At 60.2% G+C, this 24874-nt stretch carries 36 protein-coding genes; 14 read left to right on the top strand and 22 right to left on the bottom strand.

Going from position 1 to position 24874, the window contains the following annotated elements; translation table 11 throughout:
* Position 1: 1 nt before the first annotated feature.
* From ACFPFG_RS01660 to ACFPFG_RS01740, 17 genes are all read right to left on the bottom strand, one after another.
* Complete coding sequence (locus ACFPFG_RS01660; RefSeq protein WP_380104640.1) at positions 2-2338, bottom strand: portal protein; 2337 nt, start codon at positions 2336-2338, stop codon at positions 2-4.
* A complete protein-coding gene (locus ACFPFG_RS01665) occupies positions 2325-2693 on the bottom strand; it encodes a hypothetical protein (RefSeq protein WP_380104642.1) in 369 nt (122 codons plus the stop codon). Before ACFPFG_RS01665 ends, ACFPFG_RS01660 begins: the two co-directional genes overlap by 14 nt.
* Before the next feature lie 84 nt (positions 2694-2777).
* A complete protein-coding gene (locus ACFPFG_RS01670; protein ID WP_380104644.1) occupies positions 2778-4151 on the bottom strand; it encodes a PBSX family phage terminase large subunit in 1374 nt (457 codons plus the stop codon).
* Positions 4148-4942, bottom strand: a complete 795-nt coding sequence (locus ACFPFG_RS01675) for a terminase small subunit (RefSeq protein WP_374621632.1) — start codon at positions 4940-4942, stop codon at positions 4148-4150. The genes ACFPFG_RS01670 and ACFPFG_RS01675 overlap by 4 nt, the downstream gene beginning before the upstream one ends.
* Positions 4943-5285: 343 nt before the next feature.
* A complete protein-coding gene (locus tag ACFPFG_RS01680; protein WP_374621629.1) occupies positions 5286-5582 on the bottom strand; it encodes a hypothetical protein in 297 nt (98 codons plus the stop codon).
* 396 nt (positions 5583-5978) lie between these two features.
* Complete coding sequence (locus ACFPFG_RS01685; RefSeq protein ID WP_047472205.1) at positions 5979-6188, bottom strand: hypothetical protein; 210 nt, start codon at positions 6186-6188, stop codon at positions 5979-5981.
* Positions 6185-6490, bottom strand: coding sequence for a hypothetical protein (locus ACFPFG_RS01690; RefSeq protein ID WP_154834784.1), 306 nt, complete (start codon positions 6488-6490; stop codon positions 6185-6187). Before ACFPFG_RS01690 ends, ACFPFG_RS01685 begins: the two co-directional genes overlap by 4 nt.
* A 13-nt stretch (positions 6491-6503) precedes the next feature.
* Positions 6504-6857, bottom strand: coding sequence for a hypothetical protein (locus tag ACFPFG_RS01695; protein ID WP_374621625.1), 354 nt, complete (start codon positions 6855-6857; stop codon positions 6504-6506).
* Positions 6858-6869: 12 nt separating this feature from the next.
* Positions 6870-7433 (bottom strand): nuclease domain-containing protein, encoded by a 564-nt coding sequence (locus tag ACFPFG_RS01700; RefSeq protein ID WP_374621621.1) that lies wholly within the window; start codon positions 7431-7433, stop codon positions 6870-6872.
* Positions 7433-7933 (bottom strand): recombination protein NinB, encoded by a 501-nt coding sequence (locus tag ACFPFG_RS01705; protein ID WP_380104648.1) that lies wholly within the window; start codon positions 7931-7933, stop codon positions 7433-7435. The genes ACFPFG_RS01700 and ACFPFG_RS01705 overlap by 1 nt, the downstream gene beginning before the upstream one ends.
* Positions 7926-8372: a hypothetical protein gene (locus ACFPFG_RS01710; RefSeq protein ID WP_380104650.1), complete on the bottom strand. Its 447-nt coding sequence runs from the start codon at positions 8370-8372 to the stop codon at positions 7926-7928. Before ACFPFG_RS01710 ends, ACFPFG_RS01705 begins: the two co-directional genes overlap by 8 nt.
* A complete protein-coding gene (locus tag ACFPFG_RS01715) occupies positions 8369-9079 on the bottom strand; it encodes an HNH endonuclease family protein (protein ID WP_380104652.1) in 711 nt (236 codons plus the stop codon). The genes ACFPFG_RS01710 and ACFPFG_RS01715 overlap by 4 nt, the downstream gene beginning before the upstream one ends.
* The gene (locus ACFPFG_RS01720; protein ID WP_380104654.1) at positions 9076-9279 is read right to left on the bottom strand and encodes a hypothetical protein; all 204 of its coding nucleotides are present in this window, start codon (positions 9277-9279) and stop codon (positions 9076-9078) included. The genes ACFPFG_RS01715 and ACFPFG_RS01720 overlap by 4 nt, the downstream gene beginning before the upstream one ends.
* Positions 9276-9803 (bottom strand): hypothetical protein, encoded by a 528-nt coding sequence (locus ACFPFG_RS01725; protein ID WP_380104656.1) that lies wholly within the window; start codon positions 9801-9803, stop codon positions 9276-9278. The genes ACFPFG_RS01720 and ACFPFG_RS01725 overlap by 4 nt, the downstream gene beginning before the upstream one ends.
* 3 nt (positions 9804-9806) lie before the next feature.
* A complete protein-coding gene (locus tag ACFPFG_RS01730; protein ID WP_380104657.1) occupies positions 9807-10787 on the bottom strand; it encodes a DUF1376 domain-containing protein in 981 nt (326 codons plus the stop codon).
* Positions 10765-11127, bottom strand: coding sequence for a hypothetical protein (locus ACFPFG_RS01735; RefSeq protein WP_374621602.1), 363 nt, complete (start codon positions 11125-11127; stop codon positions 10765-10767). Before ACFPFG_RS01735 ends, ACFPFG_RS01730 begins: the two co-directional genes overlap by 23 nt.
* On the bottom strand, positions 11120-11377 hold the full coding sequence (locus tag ACFPFG_RS01740) for a hypothetical protein (RefSeq protein ID WP_374621599.1): 258 nt from the start codon (positions 11375-11377) through the stop codon (positions 11120-11122). Before ACFPFG_RS01740 ends, ACFPFG_RS01735 begins: the two co-directional genes overlap by 8 nt.
* 82 nt (positions 11378-11459) lie before the next feature.
* Here ACFPFG_RS01740 and ACFPFG_RS01745 point away from each other — a divergent pair, with 82 nt between their 5' ends.
* The gene (locus ACFPFG_RS01745) at positions 11460-12179 is read left to right on the top strand and encodes a S24 family peptidase (protein WP_374621596.1); all 720 of its coding nucleotides are present in this window, start codon (positions 11460-11462) and stop codon (positions 12177-12179) included.
* Positions 12180-12830: 651 nt separating this feature from the next.
* Here the strand turns inward: ACFPFG_RS01745 and ACFPFG_RS01750 are convergent.
* Positions 12831-13154 (bottom strand): hypothetical protein, encoded by a 324-nt coding sequence (locus ACFPFG_RS01750; RefSeq protein ID WP_374621593.1) that lies wholly within the window; start codon positions 13152-13154, stop codon positions 12831-12833.
* Positions 13155-13311: 157 nt separating this feature from the next.
* On the opposite strand from ACFPFG_RS01750, the gene ACFPFG_RS01755 reads away from it, so the two are divergent.
* From ACFPFG_RS01755 to ACFPFG_RS01815, 13 genes are all read left to right on the top strand, one after another.
* Positions 13312-13653 (top strand): hypothetical protein, encoded by a 342-nt coding sequence (locus ACFPFG_RS01755; protein WP_374621590.1) that lies wholly within the window; start codon positions 13312-13314, stop codon positions 13651-13653.
* 13 nt (positions 13654-13666) lie between these two features.
* On the top strand, positions 13667-13876 hold the full coding sequence (locus ACFPFG_RS01760) for a hypothetical protein (RefSeq protein ID WP_034393241.1): 210 nt from the start codon (positions 13667-13669) through the stop codon (positions 13874-13876).
* Positions 13873-14031, top strand: a complete 159-nt coding sequence (locus ACFPFG_RS01765) for a hypothetical protein (RefSeq protein ID WP_169807224.1) — start codon at positions 13873-13875, stop codon at positions 14029-14031. The genes ACFPFG_RS01760 and ACFPFG_RS01765 overlap by 4 nt, the downstream gene beginning before the upstream one ends.
* Positions 14032-14116: 85 nt before the next feature.
* A complete protein-coding gene (locus ACFPFG_RS01770; protein WP_374621585.1) occupies positions 14117-14878 on the top strand; it encodes an ERF family protein in 762 nt (253 codons plus the stop codon).
* On the top strand, positions 14875-15765 hold the full coding sequence (locus ACFPFG_RS01775) for a hypothetical protein (RefSeq protein WP_374621582.1): 891 nt from the start codon (positions 14875-14877) through the stop codon (positions 15763-15765). The genes ACFPFG_RS01770 and ACFPFG_RS01775 overlap by 4 nt, the downstream gene beginning before the upstream one ends.
* 10 nt (positions 15766-15775) lie before the next feature.
* Positions 15776-16909 carry a hypothetical protein gene (locus ACFPFG_RS01780; protein ID WP_374621579.1) on the top strand — a complete coding sequence of 378 codons (1134 nt, stop codon included), beginning with the start codon at positions 15776-15778 and terminating at the stop codon, positions 16907-16909.
* Positions 16910-17075: 166 nt separating this feature from the next.
* Positions 17076-17360, top strand: a complete 285-nt coding sequence (locus ACFPFG_RS01785; protein WP_374621576.1) for an H-NS histone family protein — start codon at positions 17076-17078, stop codon at positions 17358-17360.
* Between the two features lie 98 nt (positions 17361-17458).
* A complete protein-coding gene (locus ACFPFG_RS01790) occupies positions 17459-18646 on the top strand; it encodes a hypothetical protein (protein WP_374621573.1) in 1188 nt (395 codons plus the stop codon).
* Complete coding sequence (locus tag ACFPFG_RS01795; protein WP_374621571.1) at positions 18639-18842, top strand: hypothetical protein; 204 nt, start codon at positions 18639-18641, stop codon at positions 18840-18842. The genes ACFPFG_RS01790 and ACFPFG_RS01795 overlap by 8 nt, the downstream gene beginning before the upstream one ends.
* Positions 18839-19234: a hypothetical protein gene (locus ACFPFG_RS01800; RefSeq protein WP_374621569.1), complete on the top strand. Its 396-nt coding sequence runs from the start codon at positions 18839-18841 to the stop codon at positions 19232-19234. The genes ACFPFG_RS01795 and ACFPFG_RS01800 overlap by 4 nt, the downstream gene beginning before the upstream one ends.
* A 2-nt stretch (positions 19235-19236) precedes the next feature.
* A complete protein-coding gene (locus ACFPFG_RS01805) occupies positions 19237-19737 on the top strand; it encodes a hypothetical protein (protein ID WP_374621566.1) in 501 nt (166 codons plus the stop codon).
* A 265-nt stretch (positions 19738-20002) separates the two neighbouring features.
* Positions 20003-20227 (top strand): hypothetical protein, encoded by a 225-nt coding sequence (locus ACFPFG_RS01810; protein ID WP_374621563.1) that lies wholly within the window; start codon positions 20003-20005, stop codon positions 20225-20227.
* Positions 20224-20475, top strand: coding sequence for a pyocin activator PrtN family protein (locus tag ACFPFG_RS01815; RefSeq protein WP_374621560.1), 252 nt, complete (start codon positions 20224-20226; stop codon positions 20473-20475). Before ACFPFG_RS01810 ends, ACFPFG_RS01815 begins: the two co-directional genes overlap by 4 nt.
* Before the next feature lie 4 nt (positions 20476-20479).
* Here the strand turns inward: ACFPFG_RS01815 and ACFPFG_RS01820 are convergent, their stop codons facing one another.
* From ACFPFG_RS01820 to ACFPFG_RS01835, 4 genes are read right to left on the bottom strand one after another with little or no spacing between them, the layout of a single operon-like run.
* Positions 20480-21379: a type II toxin-antitoxin system RelE/ParE family toxin gene (locus tag ACFPFG_RS01820; RefSeq protein ID WP_374621557.1), complete on the bottom strand. Its 900-nt coding sequence runs from the start codon at positions 21377-21379 to the stop codon at positions 20480-20482.
* Positions 21380-21382: 3 nt separating this feature from the next.
* Positions 21383-22444, bottom strand: a complete 1062-nt coding sequence (locus ACFPFG_RS01825) for an AAA family ATPase (RefSeq protein ID WP_374621554.1) — start codon at positions 22442-22444, stop codon at positions 21383-21385.
* Complete coding sequence (locus tag ACFPFG_RS01830) at positions 22434-23675, bottom strand: DUF262 domain-containing protein (protein WP_374621551.1); 1242 nt, start codon at positions 23673-23675, stop codon at positions 22434-22436. The genes ACFPFG_RS01825 and ACFPFG_RS01830 overlap by 11 nt, the downstream gene beginning before the upstream one ends.
* Positions 23676-23713: 38 nt before the next feature.
* Complete coding sequence (locus ACFPFG_RS01835) at positions 23714-24769, bottom strand: site-specific integrase (protein WP_380104665.1); 1056 nt, start codon at positions 24767-24769, stop codon at positions 23714-23716.
* Between the last annotated feature and the right edge of the window lie 105 nt (positions 24770-24874).

Genomic DNA, 24874 nt, shown 5'->3' on the forward strand with positions numbered 1-24874 from the left:
ATCAGTCCTTGTTGTCGAATTGGTTCAGCCGGCCCGACATGGCGTCGAGTGTTTGGCGGCTCTGGGCTTGGATCTGGGCCACGCGCTCGCGCGAATCGGCCTCGATGTGGGCCACCTGCAGGCGCACGTCCTGGTCGCCCTTGATCTGCAGCGTCTTGTTGGCCAGGTCGGCCTGGGTCTTGGCCAGCTTGCGGCGCAGCTCGTCCAGCTCCATGTCGGCGTCGCGGCGCACGGTGGCGGCCACGCCCTCCATCTGCTGGGCCAGCGCCGGGTTGCCGCCGGCGGCGCGCAGCTGCTCGGCCTCGGCTTCCAGCTTCTCGGCGCGGGCATTGATCTCCCGGACCTTGGCCTGCTGCTCGGCCAGCGCCTGGCGCGCGCTCTCCTGCTGCATCTGCAGGGCCTCGGCCTGGGCCTGCATCTGCTGCTGGACCTGCTGCTGCTCCTCGGGCGTGAGGGGCTTGTTGGGGTCGCGCTCGCCGGTCAGCTTGCGCAGCTCGTCGGCCACCAGGTCGTTGTTCGGCAGGTCCGAGTACTCCATGGCCAGCGTCATGATGCGGATGGCCACCTCGGGCGGCAGCCGGCCCGCCAGCTGGTTCAGGCTCTCGAACATGACCTGGCGCAGCGTGCCCGAATAGTCCTGCTCGGACACCACGAAGTCGGCCATGCTGGACGTGATGTCGTTCAGGTAGCGCACGCTCCCGTCTGGCTGGACCTCGGGCTGGTTGACCTTCACCCAGTCCAGCCGGCCCTTGTGGCCCGTGAGGCGGATCACCTTCTCCTCCGTGTACCACTGCTCCACCAGGCTCAACAGCTTCTCGCCCTGGATCTGCACAGCGAAGCGCAGGTTGTCGAAGGGCTGCGTGGTCACGACCGAGCCCTGCAGCTGGCGGGCCTCGATCGCGCGGCCGCTGACGGCATTGGTGCGCCGGCCCAGGTTCTCGTCGCTGATGCCTGCGGACTTCTGGATGGCCTGGCCGTCCAGCGTCATCATCTGCACCTGGCCGGCGGCCATCTCGCTGTCGCGGTGGACCTCGAATTTCTTGCCGGCCTTGTAGATCACCACGCCGTCCGGCTGGTTGACCTCCTCGCGCGCCTCGTTGATGTCATCGAAGGCGCCCTTCTCCGCAAAGATCTGGTTCGTGGACAGCAGGAACAGGGCCTTGCTGGCCCGCTTGTTCATGTCCATCTGCAGATCGCGCACGCGGCGAATCACGCCATAGGGCATGCGGTCTCGGCCGCGCCGGTAGCACCAGATGGGCGTCAGGCTGAAACTGTTGTGGCGCATGGGCGTTGGGCCCAGGGCCAGCAGATGGCCCTCGGTGAAGACCGCGACGTGCATGCGCATGGCGACACGCTCCACGATGGAGCCGCCGTGCGCACCCACCACGGCGCGCAGCGCATGGTCCCAGGGCTCCACGAACGAGCCCTTGAAGGGGCCGCTGGTCACCACCTGGACGGACGCAGGCATGCGGAACTGGCACTCGATCAGGCGCACGCGGCGCCGCGCCTCGCTGTCGATATTGCCGCGCCCGCCGGCCAGGTAGCTGCCGCTGGTGCCGCTGACATGGCGCTCGCTGGTGTGGCCCTGGAAGAAGAATTCATCCTCGGCCCACTGCTGGGCGCTGAACTCCTCCTCGCGCAGCACGGCCCGCTCCAGCACGTCGCGGCGCTGCGGGTACATGGTGCTGGCCACGTCTTCATCCACCCAGCGCGTGCGGAACAGGTAGCGCGCATCGCTCAGGTCCGGCTCCATGGCCATCGAGTCCCAGAGCACATTGCGCCAGTCCTCGTACTTGTCGTAGATGATGTCCTTGGTGGGGTCGTTGCGCACGCCGGAGTCCACCCAGCCCACGCCCACCTTCACGGTGTCCTCGAAGGCGCGCGAGCGGTTGAATGTGGTGCGGTTCACGTCGCTGACGTACTTGAGCACCTTGGTCTTCACGTCGGCCAGCTGCACGTCGTCCTCGGCACGCGGCAGCACGCTCCAGTCCACGCGCGCGCGGCGCTCCGTGCCAATGAGCCAGTCGCACATCACCGCCACCTCGTTGAACACCAGGGGCACCTGGCCGCGCTCCTCCAGCACGGCCGCATCGGCCGGGTCCCACTGGTCGCCGTCGTAGTAGTCGGCGTCGATGGACATCTGCAGGCGGTTCTCGGCCTGGATCTCGCGCTCACGGTAGTACCAGCTCAGGAGCTTGCGCAGGGTCTTGCGGGCCTCGGGCTGGTCCAGAGGGTGCGGCGGCGCCTCCTCGTCGGCGTCGAACTCCAGCGGCACATCGTTCAGGATGCGCTCGCCCACGCCCGCGCGGCGGTTGAAGCGGGCCTCAAGCTGGGACATATTCGGCCCCCAGGTCCGGGATGGTCAGGGCCTCGGCCGCGATTTCCTTGCCATCGGACTTGACCACCAGGGTGCCGAACTCCTGGCCTGGGCGCTGCCATGTGGGCTCGCTGGGCATGCCCACCAGGTCGGGCAGGCCCTCGTTGACGATGGTGGCCACGCGCACCCAGTTCGGCCGGTTGGGCTCGATGCCCAGCACCTCGCAGGCCTTGACGCAGGCGCGGGCCAGGTAGGCCGGGTCATCGTAGAGATAGGCCGCGCTCTCCATCACCACGTACCAGGGTGATTTGGGGCGGTAGGCCGGGATCAGGACCAGCGCGCGCTCGGCGTTGATCCAGGTGTAGACGGCCAGCAAGTCCCCATGCTGGCGGTGAAGGTGCGCTTTGCGCAGGTCGATACATGCAGGCATGCCCGCGAAAGTGGCAGGCTTGGTACGGGATCAGCGCGCCATGCCGCCCGCGCGTCGCCTGAGAGGCACAGCGCCCGCAGTGTCGTTGTCCATCAGCGGCAGGGCCATGTTGATGTAACGCCACACGTCTGCGCCGTGGCTGGCGTCATCGTGCAGCGGCGGCCCCGGCTCGCCCGTGCGCGGGTCGATCTTGCGTTTGTACCGGCTCAGGCAGTCCAGCAGCTTGGCGCAGCGCTGGGCATCGATGTAGGCCGAGGAGAAGATGCCGCGCGCCAGGCGAATGCCCGACTCCAGGCCCGCGCGCTCCAGCACCACCACCTCTCGGCTCATGTCCTCCAGGATCTGCTGGGCCGTCTGCCCGGTCTTGAAGTCGCCGTGGGCGCCGTCGTGCGGCAGGAAGTCCGTGCCCCAGCGGTACGGCAGCTTCTCCATCTGCTCCACGTACCATTCCAGCGTCTTCTGGTTGTCCTGCATGAAGTTGATGACGCGGAAATCCATGGCCGTGCGCTGCACGAAGGCGATGGCCATGTTGTCGGCCCAGCCCAGGTCCCAGACCGTGTGCACGGGCAGCTTGGGGTTGTAGGGCACCAGGCACACGCGGTCGTCGTTGTAGAGGCGCTCCACCTCCTTCGCATAGATCGCGCCGGCCAGCGTGCGTTTCGGGCGGCCTTCCCAGACGTTCCAGTAGGTATCCGGGTCGCGCTTGAAGTGCCGGCGGCGCTCCTTCTCCAGCACCTCGGGGAACCAGGGGTTGTCCCGCCAGTTGATTTCGCACAGCCAGGTGTCGCTGTCGGCCCCATCGATGAACCGCACATAGGTGGCGTCCGTGGCCAGGTCCGGGTTGAGCGTGAGCCAGATTTCCGAGCCGGGCCGGCGGATGGTCGGCACCAGCACCTCCCAGCTGCGCGCGCTGACGCTCTGGGCCTCTTCCACCCACACGATGTCAATGGCCTCGTAGGACTTGATGGAGTCCACCGTATGGCTCTGCAGGCCCGCGAACAGGATGAGCGTGCCGTTGGCGCCGCGGATCTCCGTGTCCAGCACCTCGTAGAAGCCGCCGAGGCCCAGCGCCGCGATCTGGTCGGACAACAGGCGGTGCACCGAGTCCCGCATGGACTTCTGGATCTCGCGCGCACACAGGATACGCAGGGGGCGGTTGCTGCCCATCACCAGCAAGGCCATGGCCACAGACCAGGACTTGGCCCCGCCGCGCCCGCCGTACATGACCTTGAAGCGCTTGGGCTGCCACAGGCCGCGCAGCTTGGCGGGGAACTCGACCCGAACGCGCGAGCGGTCAACCTCGTAGTCCTGGGCAAAGTCCGGCTCCAGGTCCTCGCCGGCCAGCGCAGCATCCAGGGACAACGCGAGGATGGACGGACGGGTGTTTGGCGGTGGCAGCTTCATGCGGCCTCCCCATCGCGTGGGTCGTGCTCCCGCGCTGGGGCCTCCACGAAATGCACCTCGAAGTGGCCGACGCCGTTCCCGCCGCCCTGCTGCTCGTTGTCGCGCTTGTAGAGGCCGTGGTAGCGCATCAGCTTCTCGGCCACGTCCAGCTGGCTGTGCACGTTGATCTCCAGCCCGTATTTGCCCTCCTTGGCGCCTGCGAACAGGGCAAGGGCGCCGCGTGGCATGGTGCGCGTGTCCTTGAGGATGGCGCGCGGTCGGCCAGCACCGAAGCACTCCGGGCACTCCGGCACTGGCGGCTTGTTCGCGTCGTAGCCCACACCGCCCAGCTCGGGGAAGTCCTGGGGCGCCTTGCCGGCGTCCAGCCACTTCTCGCGCTTTGCGTTGTATTCCGCCAGCGTGTACTGGTACTCATGAGCCACACCGTGGCAGTGCCTGCAGGCGGAGACGTAGACCTCAACCAGGTCGCGCGGATCGGCCATCAGCATGTCGTTGAGCCGCCGCACCACGTCCTCGGCCTTCACCTCGGCACGCTCCACCGCAGCCTGGCTGAACTCCTTCACATACGCCTGTACCTTGGCATCTCTCAACAGGCGCGCACCCTGCGAAGCCGCCGTAGCAGCGCTGTAGCCTGCCGCGATGGCCGCCTGCGTTGCGTTGAAGGCCAGGGCGACATACTCCCGCGCAAAGGCCCGGTGCCGGTCCTCCGTGGTGATGTGCTGTTTCTTCGGTGCCGCACCATCCTTGGCCTTGGTGGTCTTCGCGGTCTTGCGGGCAGGTTGCTTCTTCATCCTGCTGAACGTGACAGGCTTGGCACGCTGAAAGTGGGACAGGCAAAGAAAAGCCCCGGCCGTGAGGCTCGGGGCAGTGTCCCTGGGGTATCTGGGCCCTACTAGTCGGACAGCATTGCCGGCGAGAAGTCAGGCCCGTGCGCGTAGGGGTTGGCGCCTTTGTACCAACCTAAACCCCTTTCAGTGAGGCCGTTGCAGCGTTTCACGGCGCCACAGTCGAGCAGCACGAGGGCATGCGTCCCCCACCTATCGGTCACATGGCATAGCGTTGTGCCATTGAAGTAGTGCATGCCTTGCTGCACGATGTGCACACGCGCCCCCGGTGCTGGCAGTGTGTTCGCGGTCATACGAGGCCTTTCTCGAATGCTTCGACCTCGCAGGGCTGGAACCGCTGCACCAGTTCCCGTCGATTGAGAGCAGCCACCTCAATTGCGGCCGACTCTTCCCAAGCTGACGTGTCACACACGGCGGGGTCCTCGATGCCCTCCCCCTCCTGAAACAGGCACAGTTCCCCATCAAGCAGCAGCACAACACCCTCTTGGTGCCGGTAGCCCGTGCCCTTTGGCTGCGCGGCCAAGAGTGCATGCGCGGCGGCCAGGAAGCCTGGCAGGGTGAAGATGGGGTTCGGGGTGGGTGTCATAGGAGCCTTTCATTGCGATGCGTTATTTTGTGCGCATTAAATAAAAGAACACAAGAATTCCCCAGCAAACTCGCAGGTTAATTTGTGCGCATGAAATAGAATGATTCCATGACCAATCCGAGCCCTCCCCGTACTCGCGCCCCTGGTGGTGGGCGCAAAGCCCTCTATGACACGCCCATGAAGGCCGTCAACATCCCCGTCACAGAGCAGCAGCGCGAAAAGCTGCGGAGACTGGGAGGCGCCGCCTGGATACGCCAGCAGATCGACGCCGCACCGGAGCCAGAACCCGCCCCTCAAAGCGGCCCATCGGCATAACAGCAGGGCACCCCACCAACCAGAACGGTGAACGTGTCCCAGCCGTTGCGCTGGTCGAAGCCCGCCTTCTCTGCTGTCACCTCAAGCTGCATGCTTCTTCCCCTTGGGGTTCAGGATCTTGCGCAGCGCGTCGGGGCTTTGGCCCAGCGGGCGCCGGCACTGGCCCTGAAAAGGGTTGCCGCCCCGCCAGGTCGTCAGCTGGTGCGCGGGCGGGATGAACAGCACGGCGCCGTCCTCCCTGTATGCGTAGATGTCGCCCGCCTGGGGCTGGCGTTCCGTTGTCGTGGTCATGTTGTCGATCCCTCTTTCAGTCTGTAGCGATGCACTGGCTTGCGCGCCGGCAGCTCGGTGAGCCGGCTTTCAACCTGCCCCTCCCGCACCAGGTACAGCAATGCCCAATCGATCTCCCCTTTGCTGCGGCCCAAGGCCAGGACCAGCTCGGAATGGAAAAACCAGCGCCCGCGGCTCTGGCGCAGAAACCGCAGCAGCACGTCGGTGCCGCTGCCCGGGCGGATGACGCCCGCAGGGCGCGGGTTGTTGTGCCGCGCCCCCTCCTCGTGCCAGCCCTCCAGCTGGCCAGCCATCCAGTCCATGCAGCTCAAGTAGTCACACCTTCGCGCTGTATGCCTGGGCCATTCCCTGAGCGCGTAGCCATTCCGATGCTTCGGCGCTCGCGGTGCGCACCAGGTCGTGGCGGCCAATCCGCTCGCACTCCGCAATCAGAGCCAGCAGGAACTGGTGCTTCTTCGCCTTGAACGCGGCCTCTCGCAGCTCCTCCACCAACCCACGCAGGTCGTGAAGCTCCAGACGCAGCTCGGCGCGGCGCTCCTCCAGCACTGCGCGGGCGCCACGCGGGCCATTGATGCCGTCGGACAGGTAGGCGCGCTTGGACGCGGCCAGATCGAGTTCAACCTGCAGCAGCTCGCGGCGCAGGGCGTTGTATCGGGCAATCGTGGTCATGTTCTCCCCGTCTCAGAAAAAAATAGGTGTTGCGTTCAGCAGGCCCAGCGCCCACAGCACAGCGGTGCGGTCGCGGGCGTCGGTGTTGGGGGCGCCGGCCAACGCGCGCCATGCCAAGACCTGGCGCAGGTGCGCGGCCATGAACGCGGCTTCCTTGCGCGCGGCCGGCGCAGGCCCCTGGTCCAGCCAGGAATGGCACGCGGCGCAGCCCCAGGCGCTGTAGTGGTCGTCGGCCTTCCTGCGCTCGCCCTTCCCGTGGATGGACAGATTGCTGTGGCAGCAGACGACGGTGGTGGTGTCGTTCGTGCAGATCCCCGGTACCAGCAGCAGGCACTGCTGGCCTTTGGCCAAGGCACGCAGGCGCGGGTTGCGCCGGGCCACGGTCTTCGGCGCGGGCACGACCTGGTGCTGGTCGATGAGGGCCACAGTGGCGGCGCGCGGCCGGGCCTCGGCCATGGCGCGGGCGGCGCGGGCCTCCAGGCGCTGCTCGCGCGCCAGCTCGTGGGCAGCATGGGATGCAGGAGCGGTCTGCCGGCGGAACCCTGTCCCGCCGGTCTTCATGGCAGTGCGGCGCATCAGGGGCACACCCCGCCAATCACTTCGCCCGTGTCCGGGTGGGTCTGCTCGCGCTCCCATTGCTCGAAGGTCGCCGGGAACTCCACGTTCAGCTCGTTGATGGCGTGGGCCATCACGCGGTCGATCAGGTCGCCGTACTCGCGCACGCCCAGACTCTCCGTGCTGATGCGCTCCTGCGTGGTGGTCGTGGCGCCGCTGATCGGGTCATGGTGCGTCACCGCGCGGCTGCCCAGGTACTCGGCGCGGAAGTGCTCCTTCCAGGTGGCTTTCGAGTGCCGGCGGCCGTCGATGACGACCTGGCGCGCGATCTCGGCCAGCACGAAGTCGTGATAGAAAACGCGCTGCCTGTCGGTCTTGGCGTCCTCGTGCAGACGCACGAACACCTCCAGCCGGCGACCAGCCTCCCACTGCTGTATGCACCAGGGCGCCACGCGCTGCAGGAAGTTGGCCCGGGCCTGCTCGGGGCCATCCCAACGAGCGTGAAGGGCAATCTCAGCCACGGCCACCTCCCCGCAGATCCGCCGCGCGGCGATAGGGCCAGGCCACCATGGCCGCATCGCGGCTGTGCTCGTTGCTTGATCCCGTCCAGCCCGTGACGGCCGCGAAGCGCTTCGCATCCAGCTTGCTACCCTTCCCCGCCGGGCTGATGCCGTGGGCCGGGATACCGAGGTCCGCGCAGTGGCTCATGATGTCTGCGCAGCGCGCGTCCACTTGGCCCACGTCGCGCGCCATCTTCTGGCTGGCCGCCTGAGTCTTCGCCCGCGTCCAGGTATGCGACTGCAGCCGGCTGTCCTCGAAGACCACGCGCGACGGCATGCGTGCGCGCAGCGTCCGCTCGATGTGGTGCGGCGGTATCGTCAGCAGCTCCACCAGCTGGCCGTCCAAGAAAACGGCCACGCCCGTATTGGCTCCAGGGTCCATTCCAAGGATCACGCTCATGCCCGTGCCCTCCCTGGGATCAGCGCGGTGAACATGCCGCCCTCTTCCCTCCACGTCTCGTTCCTGCGGATCTGGCCAATGGTGGGCTTGGAGACGCCGTAGCGCTCCGCCAGCACAGTCTCCGATTCAGCACTCGCGCGGATGGCCCTCACCTTCTCAAGGTCCAGCTTGCCGCGCGCTGCCTGTTGTGCGCGGGCTATGCGCAGCCTGGTCAACGGCGTGAGGCTGCGGCCGCGCGCTTTGTCGGCGCGGGTGCCCAGCTTCATGTGCTCATAGGCCACGCATGCCGGGTCATCGCAGCCCGCACGGACTGTCTGCTGCAGGCCCAGCGGACCCCGCTTGATCGTCCAGACCACGCGGCGGGCCGCCGTGGGAGGGCCGTCCGGCCCAAATCGCACCATGGGGCCGCGGCGCGGGTCGATATAGCCAGTCCAGACCAGGCACCCGTCCACGGTGCGCTTGCACTTTCCCTCGATCAGCTGCAGGCGCAGCTCGTCGGGCATCACCCAGTCGGTGACCACGTAGTGCGGGAAGCGGTCCAGCTGGATCAGCCGTATGAGGCCCTGCCCCGTCAGCTCATCGATGATTGCGCGCAGTTGGGCGCGGGCCGGGTCGGACATGGTTCCGGCCAGAGCTGCGTACTGCACGGGGCCAGCCTCGATGGTGGCCAGCACCTGGTCGCGGGCAAACTCAAACCTGCGGGTCATTGGGCATTCCTGAGCGAGAAGTGATACACGCCGAACCCATCGGGGCCGGTGCTTTCGGGGCGGACGCGGCCGGCGCGCACGGCTGCCTCGGCCTCGACCTGGTTGACGGAGATTTCGCGGCCCTGCTGGACCGCGTAAAAGCGGAAGCCTGGCCGGTAGCGCAGCACGGCGCCGGTCTTGAGCAGCTGCAGCAGCGTCATCGCGGCCAGCCCTCCATGCCCAGGGCCTGCATGGCGGCGCGGATGGCCGTGCGCGTCAGCGTCTGGTCGCCGGCCTGCACGCGCGCCACGATGCGCCGAGCCCAGTCCTTGCCATCGCCGTGCAGCTGGATCTGGACATGCACGGGCGCTGCGTTGGGCGCCGGCAGTGCCAGCCAACCATGCTCCTCAGCGTGCGTCCTGCGCGGCGTGGCGGCCCTGCACATGGCCTCAAACTGCGGCAGGTGTGGCGAATAGTCCGGGTGCTCTGCCGTCAGGCGCGCAACAGCGGACTCGATCACGTCCGGGGCGTACTTGGCCAGCGTCGTGCGCCAGACCCGCATCGCAGCGCGCACGCCCAGGTCGCGGCCTTGGTCGTCCAGCACGCCCGTGGCGAACTTGCTCAGGAACAGCGCCCCGTAGCAGCCCTGCATCACGAGGAACAGGTTCTTCACGGCAGGGTTGGCGGCAGGCTCTCGCGCACCGTCGTGCAGCGCTGTAGGTGCCAGCGCGGAAATGCTTTTCATGGGTCAGTCCTCCACGATGGCCGCATACGCGGCGCTGTGCTTGTTGTTGGCCTGGGGTCCACGATTCGGACCACCGACCGAGGGAGGCGGCAGTGCAGCGGCGAGCCATTCGAGCGGCTGCAAGGGCCGCGCCTTGGCACACTCCCGCAGCTTGTCGATGAGCGCGGCATCGCCGTGGGCCTTGCGCAGCCCGCCGAGGAACGACCGCGCGGCCTTGTCCGCCGTGCCCGCGTTGACCAGCATCGAGAGCCCGTAGCCGAAGATGATTTCGCCGGGGTCGGTCAGCCTGGCGGGGGAACCGCCCGTACCGTCAGGTACGGAATAAATAGGGTGTCCCTGTCCCTGTCCCTGTCCCTGTCCCTGTCCCTCTCCCTGTCTCTTGGAGTGGCTTTCGTCAGGGACATATGCACCCTGTCCATCGGGACCAAGCTGGCTGTCCCCAGGGACACCGCCGCCTTGTCCCTCGGGACAAGAGCCCTTGTCCCCAGGGAGTGGCAAAGGCTGTCCCGCAGGACGTCCCGAGGAAATCCACTCCTCGTACGAGGGACGTCCCACGCTTGTCCCGTGCCTGTCGTTGTGCTTTTTGATGCGCGCGCACTCTGTCCGCCAGCGCTGCATCAGCTTAGAGGCCCAGGCATCCCGGGCCTTTTCTGCCACCACGGGATGGTGATAGCGGCCATCACTGCACAGCACCCAGCCATGCATGGCGCCCTCGCGCACACGCTTCCACTTCGGATCGATGCGCCCGCGCAGGGCATAGCCGGCCTGCTTCGCAATCCAGGCATCGTTGTCAGGCATGGAGCCCGCTGGCACTTGGTGCCAAGCCGCTGACCACAGGAGCACGGCAGCCCAACAGGCTTCCGGCGTTTCATTGGCAGCAAGGTCCGAGTCACGCAAGCGCGCGACATCCAGAGGCATGAAGGCGAAATCAGCGAGGTCGCAATCCTCGGGAACCAGGGGCTCAGGCAGTTGTTGCTCGTGCATTCCCCACCTCTTCCTCGGCCGCTGGCAGACCAAAGGTCTCCGGCGGGGCTCCAAGCGCATCCAGCAGCAGCGGATTGCCCCGCAGCTGACGCACGATCAGACTTGCCTCATGCAACGCTTCTTTCGCATGCTCTTCCAGCAGCGCCTCAATGTAGGCAGGGCGCTCCATGCCCTTGGCCCGGGCCAGCGCGTCGAGCACGCGCAGTGTGTTGGCGTCGCACTGCTGACGCAGCTCCATGGTGTCGGAGCAACTGGTGCGGCCCGTACCACGCGCGAAGGCAACCAAGCCACGCAGGACACGACGGACATGGAGAGCGGTGCCAGCCGATTTCTCAGCCATTGGTAGCCTCCTCGCCGTATGCCTTCGTGCGCGCCGCGTGTTGAGTCTTCGCTCGCTCTGTCAGCGGGAGATCCGCCAGCACAAAACGGCCGCATCCAACAGCAACCATCACATCAGCAAGGCCCAGTTCGACGCGCCCGCCACCATAGATGAGCTTGTTGAGCAGGCCGGGCGTGGTGCCGCATAACGCGGCGAACTCAATGCGGCCAGCCCGATCCAGCTCGGAGAAGAACAGTTTGAACGAATTCATGCCGCAGATGATACCCCAAGGTACATCAAGAAGATACCTTAGGAACCTTGTACCTGCGGGTATATGTTCAGACAATCAATCCATGGACACCCACACGCGCCTGCAACAGCTTCTTACAATCGTCTGCTCTCGCTTCACCAACGGAAACCGTGCTGCCATGGCGCGTGCCATAGGCAAGGATGCGAGCTATATCAACCGGCTTTTCTACCCACAGGACAAGAAGGGCGCGAAGGGGATAGGTCAAGAATTGATGGATGCGACGCGCGTCACGTTCGACCTGCCTCGGGGCTTCTGGGAAATGACTCCCAACGAGGCTTTAGAGGCCCTGGAGTCACCAACGCCCATGGCTGGAGATGCCGACCAGAAACCAGCAAGAGACGAGATTTTGATTCGACAGTATTCGACAGGCGGTGCGATGGGGGGAGGCTTGGTTCTTCGCGATCAACCCGGAGTTATCAAGAGCTGGAGTGTCAGCAGAGAGTGGGCGCAAAAGAACCTTCCCTATGTTTCAGCCTATGAGAATCTTGCAATCGTGACGGGTTTTGGCGACTCCATGCTAGGCATGTTCAACCCAGGCGATCCATTGTTGGTGGACAAAGGCGTCAGGGAGTGCGAGTTTGATGGCGTTTATTTCTTCGACGTGGACGGCGAAGGCTTCATCAAGCGTCTGCAGCGCATCCCCGGTGAGGGAATTTTGGTCATCAGCGAAAACAAGAGATACCGGGACTGGTACATCAAACCAGGAATGAACTTCCAGATCCTTGCCAAGGTGTTGCGCGCTTGGGAAAGCAAAACCTACTAGCCCCCATCCTGGACCAGCCAGAACCGCCCCTGAGGCGGTTTTTTTTCGCCTGACAACTACACACCATCTCAACAATACCCAACAATACCAAAGGGTCAATACCCAAAGGTCTTGATTACAAGCAATACCTGAAGGTACATTTCATCCCGTCAGCAGTGATCTCACTGGTGATGGGCGGACCAGCAGGTACTGGAGACGCCAGCTCATGCAGCTTGGCAGGCTGGGTAAACAAAGCACCTCCGCAGGCGGCAGCGGGCAACAAGAGGTCGTCGGCGCACTACTACTGAGACAAGCCACCAGCCCTCACGGGCCGGGTAAGTGCTTGAGGATCTGGGAAATTGCCTGGGGACCGCGGCCAATGGGGCCAGGAAGCCAGGACTGCCTCGCAGAACCCTGAGCTGGGGGGATTGGAGAAATACGGCTTGAGGCATGCACTGGGATGCCAAGAAAAGAAAAGCCCAGACCAACGCCCGCCGGAGCGCATCCGGAATGCCCTCGCAAGAGGGCCATCACGCTGGCGCCCTGCCCCAGGACGCCGCCGCGATGGCGTGACAGGTAGTTGCCCACCTGCACAGCAAAGGTCTGCCCTTTGGTTGTTGTTGTGGAAAAAGCCGGGGCGTACACGGCAGCCATCGATCTTTTCAGGAGCACCTATGACGACTGATCCTTTAATTGTTCGCGGACGACCGACAAGTTCACAAACCCAACTTGGCTGGTGTGGCTCGCCACTTCAAGTATCGACGCAACGATATCGTGACGAATTAGAACTCTCCGAGTTCCCCCGAGTCCTCCCCAATCTTTGGCCCGGATCGAGAGGTACGGATGCTGATGTAGATCCAGCTCACATCCAACCATCAGAGCCTGCTTTTCATTCTCCAAAGTTGGAACATGAAAAAACCGTTCCAAGTGCTTCCAAGCTGGCTCAGCAAGGACTCTGGGCAACAAATAAATAAAGTAGACATCCGACGATTTCATGTCCGCTCTCCATGGCGATGGTTGTTTGAGACCCATCCATCGTAGCCATGGCAGTGGCGGACACCCAACATTCCGAGAGCGGTCTTCACGGAGACCTGAACTCTGCCTCTCCCAAGGGCCTGCACACGCAGGCCCTTTTTCATTTCCGGAGGCCCACATGAATGCACGACTCCCCTCTATTTGCTGGGCCTCAACGGCCGATGCCGAGCGCGCGGCACAGGAAGACCGCACCGAGGCAGAAGACGCCGAGCTGGATACCTACGCCAGCACGTACTACGGCCCGCCCTTCGACGCCGAGTTCGTGCAGAAGGCCCTGCAGGCCGCGCAGTACGAGCTGGCCAAGCAGATCGCCGCCGCCAGCGAGCGCATGGGCCAGAGCCTGAACCCCGAACACCCGCAGCTGACCGTCATGGGCAACTCCATGGACGAGTGGCTGCGGGCCTATGCCCGCCAACGTGCCCGCGAAGACATCGCGGACCTTCAACGAAACCGCCACTGATCGAGGAGCCACCATGCACCAACGTGACGAAATCCCGGACCCGCCGCCGCTGGCATGGCTGATTGCCGTGCTGCTGGGCATCAGCCTGCTGTGCCTGCAGGCAACGCTGGACGATGAGCCGGGCAAGGCCCCGCCTGCCACCGTCAGCGCGCTGGCGTGCCCCGGCATGCACGCCGAATGGGTGAGCGAGAGCGTTGTGGAATGCCACCGCGAAAAGCCATGAAGCTATCCGAACTCACCGACGCCGAGAAGGTGCCGCTGCTGATGGAGTGGCTTGAGGAAACCGCACAGAAGCTGGACAGGGCCTGGCCCGCTGGCGGCGCCCGCTACCTGGCGTTCGTCAGGGAAATGCGCGGCGATCCGGAAGACCCGGAATGAGCACCCCATGCAATACGCGCCGTGCCGGCGCCGACTATCGCCCGCTGCTGCGGGCGTTTCTTTTTCCACAACCTGCGAGGTTCCCATGAACGCTGTTTCTCAGAAAGAGGCCGCAGCCCTTGAATTGGTGCCGGCGGCAGACGCCGCGCCCGCCCCCGCTCCCACCGCCCTTCCCACATCACCCGCCGCCAACTTCATGCTGACGCTGCAGGAGCGCGGCGCAGGCCTGGAGCAGATCGAGAAGATGATGGATCTGCTGGAGCGCAACGAGCGCCACGAGGCCGAGAAGGCCTACAACGAAGCCCTGGCCGCATTCAAGGCCAAGAACATCCGCATCGTGAAGCGCAAGCTGGTGGACTTCCCCAGCAAGGGCGGACGAACCAGCTACAAGCATGCCGAGCTGGACGACGTTGTGCAGGCCATGGGCCCCGAGCTTTCCGTTCACGGCTTCGCCTGGTCGTGGAAGACCCACCAGGTCGGCCGCGACATCACCGTGGTCTGCATGTTGCGGCACCGCCTAGGCCATGCCGAGACAGTCCAGCTGACGGCTCAGCCCGACGAAACGGGCGGCAAGAACGCCATCCAGGCCATCATTTCCACCACGACATACCTGCAGCGGCACACGCTCAAGCAGATCACAGGCGTGGCCGAGGCCGGTGAGGATGACGACGGCCAGGGCGGCGCTGCTGCACCGCTCTCCAAACTGGCCCAGGGCTGGGTGGACTACATCATCAGCGTGCGCGGCACGGATGAATTTGATAAGGGTTGCCGCGATGGCCGCGCTGCGCTGACCCGCGACCGCGCCGGCCTCATCGCCTTCAACGCCGCCACCAGGAGCACAGCATGAGAGAAATCCTGTTCCGCTGCAGCAGCATCGGCAAGCTGATGACCGCGCCGGTGAGCATCGATCCCGCACTGATCACGCCCGAGGTGGAAGCCATCCAGGCGAAGAAGAAGCGCACGGACGAAGAGAAGGCCGTGCTGGAACGCCTCAAGCTGGGCACGCTCAGCGAAACCGCCAAGACCTACATCCGGGAGCTGGTGCGACAGGAGCTTTGGGGCGTGGACTTCGAGGTGTCCAGCAAGTACACGGACAAGGGCCTGGCCGTGGAAGCCGAAGGCCTGGCACTGCTGAACCGCGTGCGCGGGCTGGCCCTGGCCAAGAACACCGAGCGGCGCAGCGACGGCCAGATCACGGGTGAAGCCGACACGGTGGACCTGGGGCCGCGCCGCTGCGGCCACGACCTGAAATGCTCGTGGAGCCTGCAGACCTTCCCCGCATTCGTGCGTGACTGCCAAGACTCGCTCTACGAGTGGCAGATGCGCGGCTACATGCGGCTTTGGGACGTGGACCGCTGGGAGGTCAATTACGCCATGGTGAACACGCCCGAGGAACTGCTGGGCCAGTACGAGCCGCAGCAGCTGCACCTGGTCGAGCACATCCCCGAGCACATGCGCCTGACCACCTGGGCCATCGAGCGCGACCGCGCGCTTGAGGCGCAGATGGACGTGAAGCTGGAACTGGCCCGGACCTACTACGCGCGGTGCATCTCCGAATTCGCTGCCACGCATCCCGAGCCCGCGCACGTCGCTGCATTCGGCGCCAACGCGGCGGCAGCAACCGCCCAGGTTCTTGCAGCGGTCCAGCAACGCGCACCCGCTCCCGAACGACAACCCGCCCGCCAGCCGAAGGCCACAACGCCCGCAGCTGTGGCGCTGCCCGAACTTTTCTGAGGAAGACCCAATGAACGAAGCCACCACCGCCGTGGCGGCGGCGCCCAGCCCTGGTGCGGGCGCCGTCCTCACAACGCCAATATCGATCCGCGACGCTGTGCTTGCGCAGTTCCGCGAGGCCGAGCCCGCCATACAGGCGCTGGCCGACAAATACCGCGACGTGGCCTATGCCGTGGCCACGCCCAAGGGCATGAAGGAAGCAGTCGCCGCCCGCGCTGACCTGCGCGACAACGGCCGGCTGCTGCTCACGCGCACCGAAACGCGCATCAAGGGCGAAGTCAACGACCTCAAGCGCACCATGGCCGACGAGGTGGAGCGCCTGGTGGCCATCGTGAAGCCGATCGAGGAGCATGTGGATGGGCAGATCAAGGCCGAGGAGAAACGCAAGGCGGACGAGAAGGCCGCACGCGAAAAGGCCGAAGCGGACCGCGTGGCCCAGCACCGCCAGAATCTGGAGAAGCTGCGCGCCTACGCTGACCAAGCCTATGGCCAGCCCGTCGAGGCCATCGAGCGCGCCATTGCTGCGCTGGAGGACCTGCAGTTTGGCGAGGAATGGGAGGAGTTCGCGGGAGCTGCAGCGCTGACGCGCGACAGCACTGTGGCCGCGCTGCGTGCGCTGGCACAAACCGAGCGCACCCGACTGGAGAACGAGCGCCTGGCGCACGAGCTGGCCGAGGCCAAGGCAGCTTTGGCAGCCGCCACAGCGCAGGCTTCGGCACCAGCACCGGCCGTACCAGCGCCCGCACCAGCACCCACCGCTGCCCCTGTCCAACAGATGACGCTGGAAGCAACGGCCCCCGCCGCCGCGACAGCTGCACCCGGCATCACATCCCAGGTGCTGGCCCATGCCCAGGCCGCCCCGGCGCCCACGCCAGCTGTGCGCCAGGCGCCGCCGCCGAGGCCCGCTCCACAGGAGCGCGCGTCCCTGGCTCAGCTGATCGTGGATGGCCAGACCATGACCATCGGCGCGATCAATGCAGCCCTCGGCCTGCTCAAGATCGACGCCGAAACGCTGGTTGCGGTAGGGATCTTGATTGAGCGCAGCCGCGGCGCAGTGCACATGGCTACCGAGGATTTCACGGCGCTCTGCAATCTCCTCATTGCGCACATCGAAGACGTGCGCGACAGCGCAGCGAAGGCCTGACATGCGGGCCGTTCTACTCGCCGTGGCCGGCATGAGCTTGCTGGCCGACAGCACCGGCTTTGCCGGCGCATTCCTGCTCGCGGCGGCTTTTGCCAATTGATAATTGACTCCCAAAAGCCCCTCTGCTTGGGCTTCAACTTTCCTAAACCAACTGGAGAAATCGAAGATGACTGACTACAAGACCCTGCTGCAGCAAAAGGCCGAACTGGAGGCACGCATCGCGGAAGTGATGAAGACCGAGAAGGCCGGCGCGGTCACAGAGGTCCGCACCCTGGTTCAGCAGTACCAGCTGACCGAGCAAGATGTCTTCCCTACGCGCGGCGCCAAGCCGAAGGGCTCTGTGGGCGAACCCAAGTACCGCGATCCCTCCACCGGCTCGACCTGGACCGGGCGAGGCAAGCCCCCGAACTGGATCGCAGGCAAGGATCGCAATGCATTTGTAATAGCTTGATAAAAGAGGCTGCCCACGAGGCACAAGACTAGTCCCAGCTACAGGCCCGCAGAAGCGGGCTTTTTAATTTACACATCGTTTCCGCGATTTACCTTTATATGTACACAGTGGAAAGCGCCCTATTTTGGGTGCTTCCCGGTGTGCTCAACACCATCATCATCATGAAGATAAATACTCCATGGACATCGGCAGAGGTGGAAAATCTGCAATCCATTTATTCTACAAAATCGGCACCAGAGCTGATGACTATATTTGGCCGCTCATTTGCCGCCATCGATCAAAAAGCGCGCAGCATGGGCCTCTTTCGAAGCACCGCCAGAAGCTCCCGTGCTTGGGACGCTGCAGAAGTCAAATTGCTGCATGATATTTACCCATCTATGGGGGCATCGGCAGTGAGTTCAATTATCGGGAGAGCCCAAACCGCCGTACTAAAAAAAGCGCAGAAGATCGGCATTCAAATGGGAAATAGAGTTTCCCTAACGAGAAGGCGATGGACAGAAGAAGAGGCAGATTTCTTAAAATCTTCGATTGGCATAATGACGCTTGAGGACATTGCCAAGAAATTGGATCGATCATTGCATTCAATTGATAACCGAATTTCTGACAATGGCACCAAAAACCCAAATGCAAAATGTATCCGGCATTTACCGATTGGGACAGAGCGGATAAGTCGAGGCAAAATTTTTCGTAAGGTTGCACTAACAGGAGTTCGTAGAATCGATTGGAAGCGCGTGGAAGTAATCGAATGGGAGGCTATCAACGGACCTGTCCCCGAAGGGATGGTATTGATAGGTCGGAGAAAAGGGGAACCCCTAAGACTCATGTCTCCCTCCGATGTGCCGATGATGGCAGCGCGTAGTCGAATGTCTCCTACCCTCATCAAACTGCTCAGCATTAAATCTCAAATCGGCGCCGCCCTGAATCTAATTGAAAGCATGCATCCTGAGGATCAAAACGAGACAGGAGCACAACGCAAGTATTTTTCTCGTACAAATTCGTGGTCTGCCCAAGGAGATGATTTTCTGCTGAACAACTACTTGCAATGTACAAATAGGGAAATGGCTGGGGCTTTAGGCCGTAGCTCCATCGGTATAGAAAGGCGACTAAAAATTCTTGGTCTCACTCGCCCGTCGTGCACTTGGAGTCAAGAGAACGAAAAAAAGCTCTCGGATCTTTATCCTACTACAAGCATAACGGATCTAGCTTGCATATTTGGCAGGAGCAAGCCTGCCATTTATCAAAGGGCAAAGCGGCTTGGGGTTAAAAAGGAGAGGGCAAATGTATAAATCATCGCATCACGAAAATAGCCGAGAATTTCAAGAAATATATTCACAACTTAAGAAAGCATTAGAAACGCTTAAGCGCAGTGGAAGTGAAATCTCAGTTATGCGTGCCCGAGCTATAGCAGCATGTGCTGCGGAAATCGTTGATAGCATTAAGATCGAGGCCGGTCAGTCTTCAATTAACGAGGATAAGCAATGAGTGCAACCAAAAATATTGGTCATTTGCGCGAGCACTTGTTCAATCAGATGGACATGCTCTGCGACTTAAGCAAAACCGTGGATCTTGAACGCAGCCGCATGGTTTGCGAAATGTCCAAACAGATCATAGACACCGCCCGGGTCGAAATCCAGTTCGCTGCAGTCATGAAGGGCGCCGTCACGCTGCCCTTCATCGAGAACCAGGACGGTGCCAGCGAACGGCTGAACACACCGCAGCCAGCCTTGCAGCATGATCCCGACGATGAGCCATTTCCGGAACCGCCTCTGACCGCCGAGGAACGGCGAGACCGCGTGCTGAACTCTGGCCCCTCAGCCAATCACCCATGGGTACGCGGCCTCGGCAATCGCCGCGTCCACACGATGGGCCGCTGATCATGTCCGACACCATCCAGGCCATGCGCGACTACCTGGCCACGCGCTACGAAATGCCAGACAGTGAACTGGATGCGATGGCAACCGACCTAGCAGCCATCGCCCAGATGCAACAGCAGCCGCTCACGCTCAATGGGCATCAGTTGCTCGACGCGCTCAACAGCATCGCGCCACAGCGTAGCGCCCCGCAGCTCGCCACGACCGTGTGCATCAGCACAAAGCCCGTGTGCACCACCGGCTACCACGTACCGCCCAAGCTGTACTGCTGGCTGGCCGACTATCCGAAGGCCGGCAGCATCCAACTGTTCGACAACGGCGATCAGCCGCAGCGGCCCACGCAGGACGTCGTCTACATGGCTACGAAGCTCATTGAATGCGCCCGCTGGGTGTACGCCACGCCCGATGCGCGAAAGCAGCCCCATGCACGGCGGCTGGCCAAGGTCATCCTGCGCTTGGCCTGCCCGCTCATCAGTGCCCATGCGGACACAGCGCAGCGCACCTAACCCCATCCATCGCCGGCGTTTTCCGGCATGCCATCACATACCCGCCTCGGCGGGTTTTTTATTTCCTGCTCAACAATGAAAAAAGCCGACAAGCCCTACACCCCTCCCAGCAACTGCTACCAGGGCACGGAGCTGAAACCTCATCCAGGCCTGCCTGCCTCCCGCTTCTATGCATTCACGCTGCCCAGCCGCGTTGGCGGGCATCTGTACTACCCCGCACCCACGCGTCGCGTCGAACCTTTCCCCGCCTGACTTGGAGCCTTCAATGACGATGATCAACACCCCTCTGGTGCTGCTGGCACAGCAGTGCGGCGCCACCTTCCACACGCCCGGGCCTACGCGCGCGATCCGCGGCATGTGCTTCACTTTCGAGCAGTTGGAAGCGCTTGCCGAGCGGCTGCGGTTCACCGATGACCCCACCAAGACACCCTCAGGTAGCGATGCCCGTGCAGAGCCCATTGCCGGACTTGCGAGGGACGAGACGCAATGAACACATTTTTTGCACTTATGGCGGAATATGGGACCGCCCATATTCCAGTAGAGAAATGCGCAGATATTTTCGGCTTGTCGCCAAGAAAGGCTTGCGAGGCCGCAGGCCGTCAAAGTTTGCCAGTCCCAGCCTTCAGGCTCGGATCTCAAAAAAGCCCCTGGCTGATTGACGCGAGCTATCTCGCGGAATTTCTTGATAAAAGAAAAAGTGAAGCTAGCAGAGAATGGGGAATTCTCAACAACAAATGATCTTTTATTTTTTCAATCCATCCCAGACTAACTTAGCAGCCGCGATGTTTGTTTTATAGCCTTCATTATCAGCTTTTTTTATCCACGCTCTTAGAATTGCCTGCTTGCCAGTTTGAGCAATTCCAAACAGTATCCGTATGGCTCCACCAGCATGCGCTTTCATTCTAATCTCACGCATACCATCAGCATTGTTTAGCGTATCAAACAAAGGTTTGCCTCCTTGAAATCTCTTCTGATCAGCATATATAAGCCGACGCCTAACAATTTCTTTATTATTTTTATCAAGCCCCTCATACCAACCACTAAAGTCCTCCGTTAGGAAACAAAATTTCAAAATTTCCGAAATATGACCTTCACCAGAGAACAAGGATAACGCTTCTAATATCTCCTCTGCAGAATTTACGTCACAAACGGATTTAATACCTACTGGCTCATAACCACCATCAACGGAGGGCAGAATACTGTAAGAAAGCTCAGAATCTGCCCAATACTCACTGCTGCGCGCAGTAAATAAAACGGCATTCAGATGCCGCGCCAAGCCTAAATAATCCACACTATCATTAGCAGCTAAATCTACAAAATGATATTCGTGTTTAGCAATCTCATCAAAAACAATTTCATCTATCGAATCAAAAGCTGGAGATCTATCCTCGAGATTCAAGAAAACCTCCAGAAGTTCAATCTCATTCTCTTTATCTAAATGATCAATAAAATCCTTGACAAACCTATTTTCAGAAATCTTCCTTTCCATTAAAGACTCTGGTCCATCATAATACAATGCACCAAGTGCCTCTGCATCAATCAAGCGTAAGGACCCACGCAAAGTCTCCATCAAAAGCAATACCGAATTTTCATCAGTAGTAGATTGAAAGCTACTAGAGTTCCAAACGAGGTTTTCAAACATGATCTATTTCGAGAGCTCTATTTTATTTTTTATGGCTTGATCAAAAAAACCTTTTGGCCAATGAGACAAGCGACCAGACTGAGAAAGGATAGGACTATCAACTACAGATATACCATTTTCCCCTCGTGTCAAATAATTAAACTTTACATTATTTTGAAACCCTTCATGCTCTTTCGCAAATAACCTAACTCCGTCCATAACATGCTCACTCTGAGTTTCGATGACCATCTGTACTCCAGCAGCAGCGCCTTTTGCGATCAATTTTCCAATAGCAGTTTGAGCAGAAGGATGTAAATGAGCCTCAGGATTTTCAATAATTAAAAGCAAACCATCTTTTTCTCTAGCGCTTTCCCAATGCTCATCCCAGGGCCCATCCCACGGACCATCTAATTTTTTGGAAGCGCAACCTAATATAGCCGCAATTATAGGCAAAGAATAGCTCAGACCAAATCCCGCATTAGTTGGTCGAAAGTCATTGAACTGCAAAGTACCAGAGTCAGTTTTTTTATCTACACTAAAGCCAAATTCAGCACCTGGAGCAAATTCAGCAATCCAGGCGCGAATTTGATAATTCAGGGTAAAACCTTCCGCCTTAGGATGTCGCAGCACGGGAGGAATGACGCAATCTTGAAGGGCCTCAATAAATCCTGCAACGTATTGACCTTCAGAGCCAACATCAGGATGATTCTTGTAACCTATATCCAAAGGCAAGGAGACTCTAGGACCAAAACGTTCAGCCGATATATATATATTCAACGGAAATTTTGAAGGCTTTTTATATTTTTTTTCAGTTAAATCAAGAACACCCTTTTTACCATCGCTATACAAGCATTCAATTCTTATATGAGACGATGGTGGCACATATTTTGATCTAAGCTCATTAAAATCCCCAAGACCGGAAATTATTGGCGAGTCACCGTTCGCCGCTCGGCAATACATGCGCAATGCCTGTAAAACTGAACTCTTCCCACTGTTATTTAAACCACACAAAAGAGTAACAGCACCGAACTCTATTCTCTGCTTAACAAACGATTTAAAACCTTCAATTTTAAGCTCATAGATCATACTTCACCGCCCACTTCTTTACCAAACCATCCAATACTCTATAGCGCTCTCTAACACCAGGGCCAGAGGTTGAGTCTCTACTGATCGCTCTTTCAAAGCTATCTTTAGTCAAAATTTTCTTATACTCTTTAATGGCATCCGCTTTATTTGAGCAGAGATCACGAAACTCAGACGGTTTCATTGCGGCAAATATTTTCGACCAAGCCTCAAATAATGCTTTATTTACAGGAGTTCTCCGGGACTCACTTGTACCTTTTCTAAAAGCATCTTCTCCAAAAAATCGCTTACCGCGGATCATTGCCTTTCCGAATGCAATCTCCACCTTGCCTATATCTCGAAAGATAAGTTCGGGGACTGGAGCATCTTTGAAAATCTTCAGCATTTCTTTTTCACCAACATTCGGAAGGCAATTTATAACCCTCATAACGTTGCTAAGCAATTTATCCATGTCTCCATCAAAACCATTAGTATGATCAAACATGTAAAAAGCTAAGAATCTCAAAATCAACTCTCGACCTGCCATGCGACTATCGTCGATAGAATTATCAACGGCATTTAGAAATGAATCTGACTCCACAAGCTTCGCCAACAAATCGGTCGCGGGACCTTGATAAAGAGCATGGCGAATTTCTTGCAATGTGAGTGGCATGCCACCGGTGTTAATTCTTTTAAATATATTTCTTTTAACCTCTTCTGGGGTGCCCGGATTAATTACCGTGAACCTCATCTCTGTCTCCAAGATGTTATTCACAACTCGGCTATTAGTCTCCATCGACTCGATCTCAGCAAATGTTTTACCATTGAATCGATCACCCCAGAACTCCAACCCAGCCAACTTAAGACTTTTATATTCAGATTTTTCAGAAACGATTAAAAAATCTCTGATCGTAGTCAATCTCTGAAGGCCATCAACGACATCCCAAGTCCCGTCATGGTTTGCTGCCACATAAAACATTGGCAACGGAATTCGCAGCATAAGAGACTCTATAAGACGGCTTTTCCTAGGCTCATCCCATATATACTTTCTTTGAAAAGACGGCGCCAATCTTATAGTACCTTGACGCAAACGCCGCAAAACATGATCCAACGCAATAACTCTTGTATCTATAGATATAGAGGCAGGATCAAATGGCTCCTCCATTTCACTAACAGGCTCATATTCCACCCCAGAAGATTGACCCAATTCCGTCAACTCAGTGTCTGGAAATTTATGCTCAACAATAGAATTCATTGTAAATATCCGAAAAATAGTATTTTAAATCTTATCTTCTAGCGTTTGACTACGTCTTCAGGCCGCAAATGCGTATATCGCCGCAATGTAGACCAACTCTCATGAAGAGTAAACTGTGACACTTCCTGAATGGAATATCCTTTTTCAAAAAGTCGACTCGTTGCCTCGTGACGCAAATCATGAAAGTGCAAATTAAGAATTCCAAGGAACTGACATGCCCTAGCAAAGGCAGCACCGACAGACTTACTGTTGTACGGAAATACATAAGCTTTTGTCTCAAGCATCGGTTGCATCTTAATGAGTTCTGCCGCAGTTTTCACGAGCCTGAAGCATCTCCTGTTGCCCTTCTTCATACGCGGGTGCTTCACATCATCCAGCCAGGCCACCCCCTTCTCGAAATCCACATCGTCCCAACGCAGGCGGCATATCTCCTCCTGGCGCCGCGCCGTGAGCAGCGCGAACTGCATGATGTCGCGCATGGGGATCGACGCCCTGCCGTCGCGGCTGGCGAAGTGCTCCAGTAGCGTGGACTCTTCTTCCGGCAGTAGCCGGCGCGAGCGCTGGGCTGGCTTGGCGATCACGCGCGTGCGCAGCAGCTCGGACTTGGCACGGTCCAGCACCTGCAGCGGCGCATCAATGCCGCGCGCGGCCGAAGCATGCAGGAAGACCTGGCGCAGCCACACCATGTCATTGAGCACGGTGGCAGGGCCGGCCTCGTCTTCCGTGCGCCGCTTCTTGGCGTAGCCCATCAGATCCTGCACCGTGAGCTTGGTGGCCTGAAGGTCGGCCAGGCCAGAGGCCTGCAAGCGCGCGATGTCGGCCTTTTTGCTACGGCCCCACTCAGTCACGTTTTCGGCCGCGCTGACATAATCCCGCAGTAGCTCCCCCACTGAAATTTTCTTGTGTAGAGCCTGGCCAGAAGCGCGCTCCTGCTCCAGCTCGTACTCCCGCCGGCGCAGCCATTCGCTGGCCAGAACCTTCCGGCTGAACGTCTGTGCTTCGCTGTAGATGATCTGGCCGCCTTCCTTGAGCCGGATCTGCGCGGTGTATGACTGCGAGCCGTCTGCTCGCTTGCGTGTGGTGATGGTTCCCATTGAGTGCTACAAGCCAATTTTGTAGCACTCAATGTAGCACTCAGCGCTGAAAAAACAGGAAAAACGGGGTTCAACGGTGCAAAATCAGGAGCAGTCACCGGAGCA

This window comes from Delftia deserti (assembly GCF_042653485.1).
Lineage (GTDB): Bacteria > Pseudomonadota > Gammaproteobacteria > Burkholderiales > Burkholderiaceae_C > Comamonas > Comamonas acidovorans.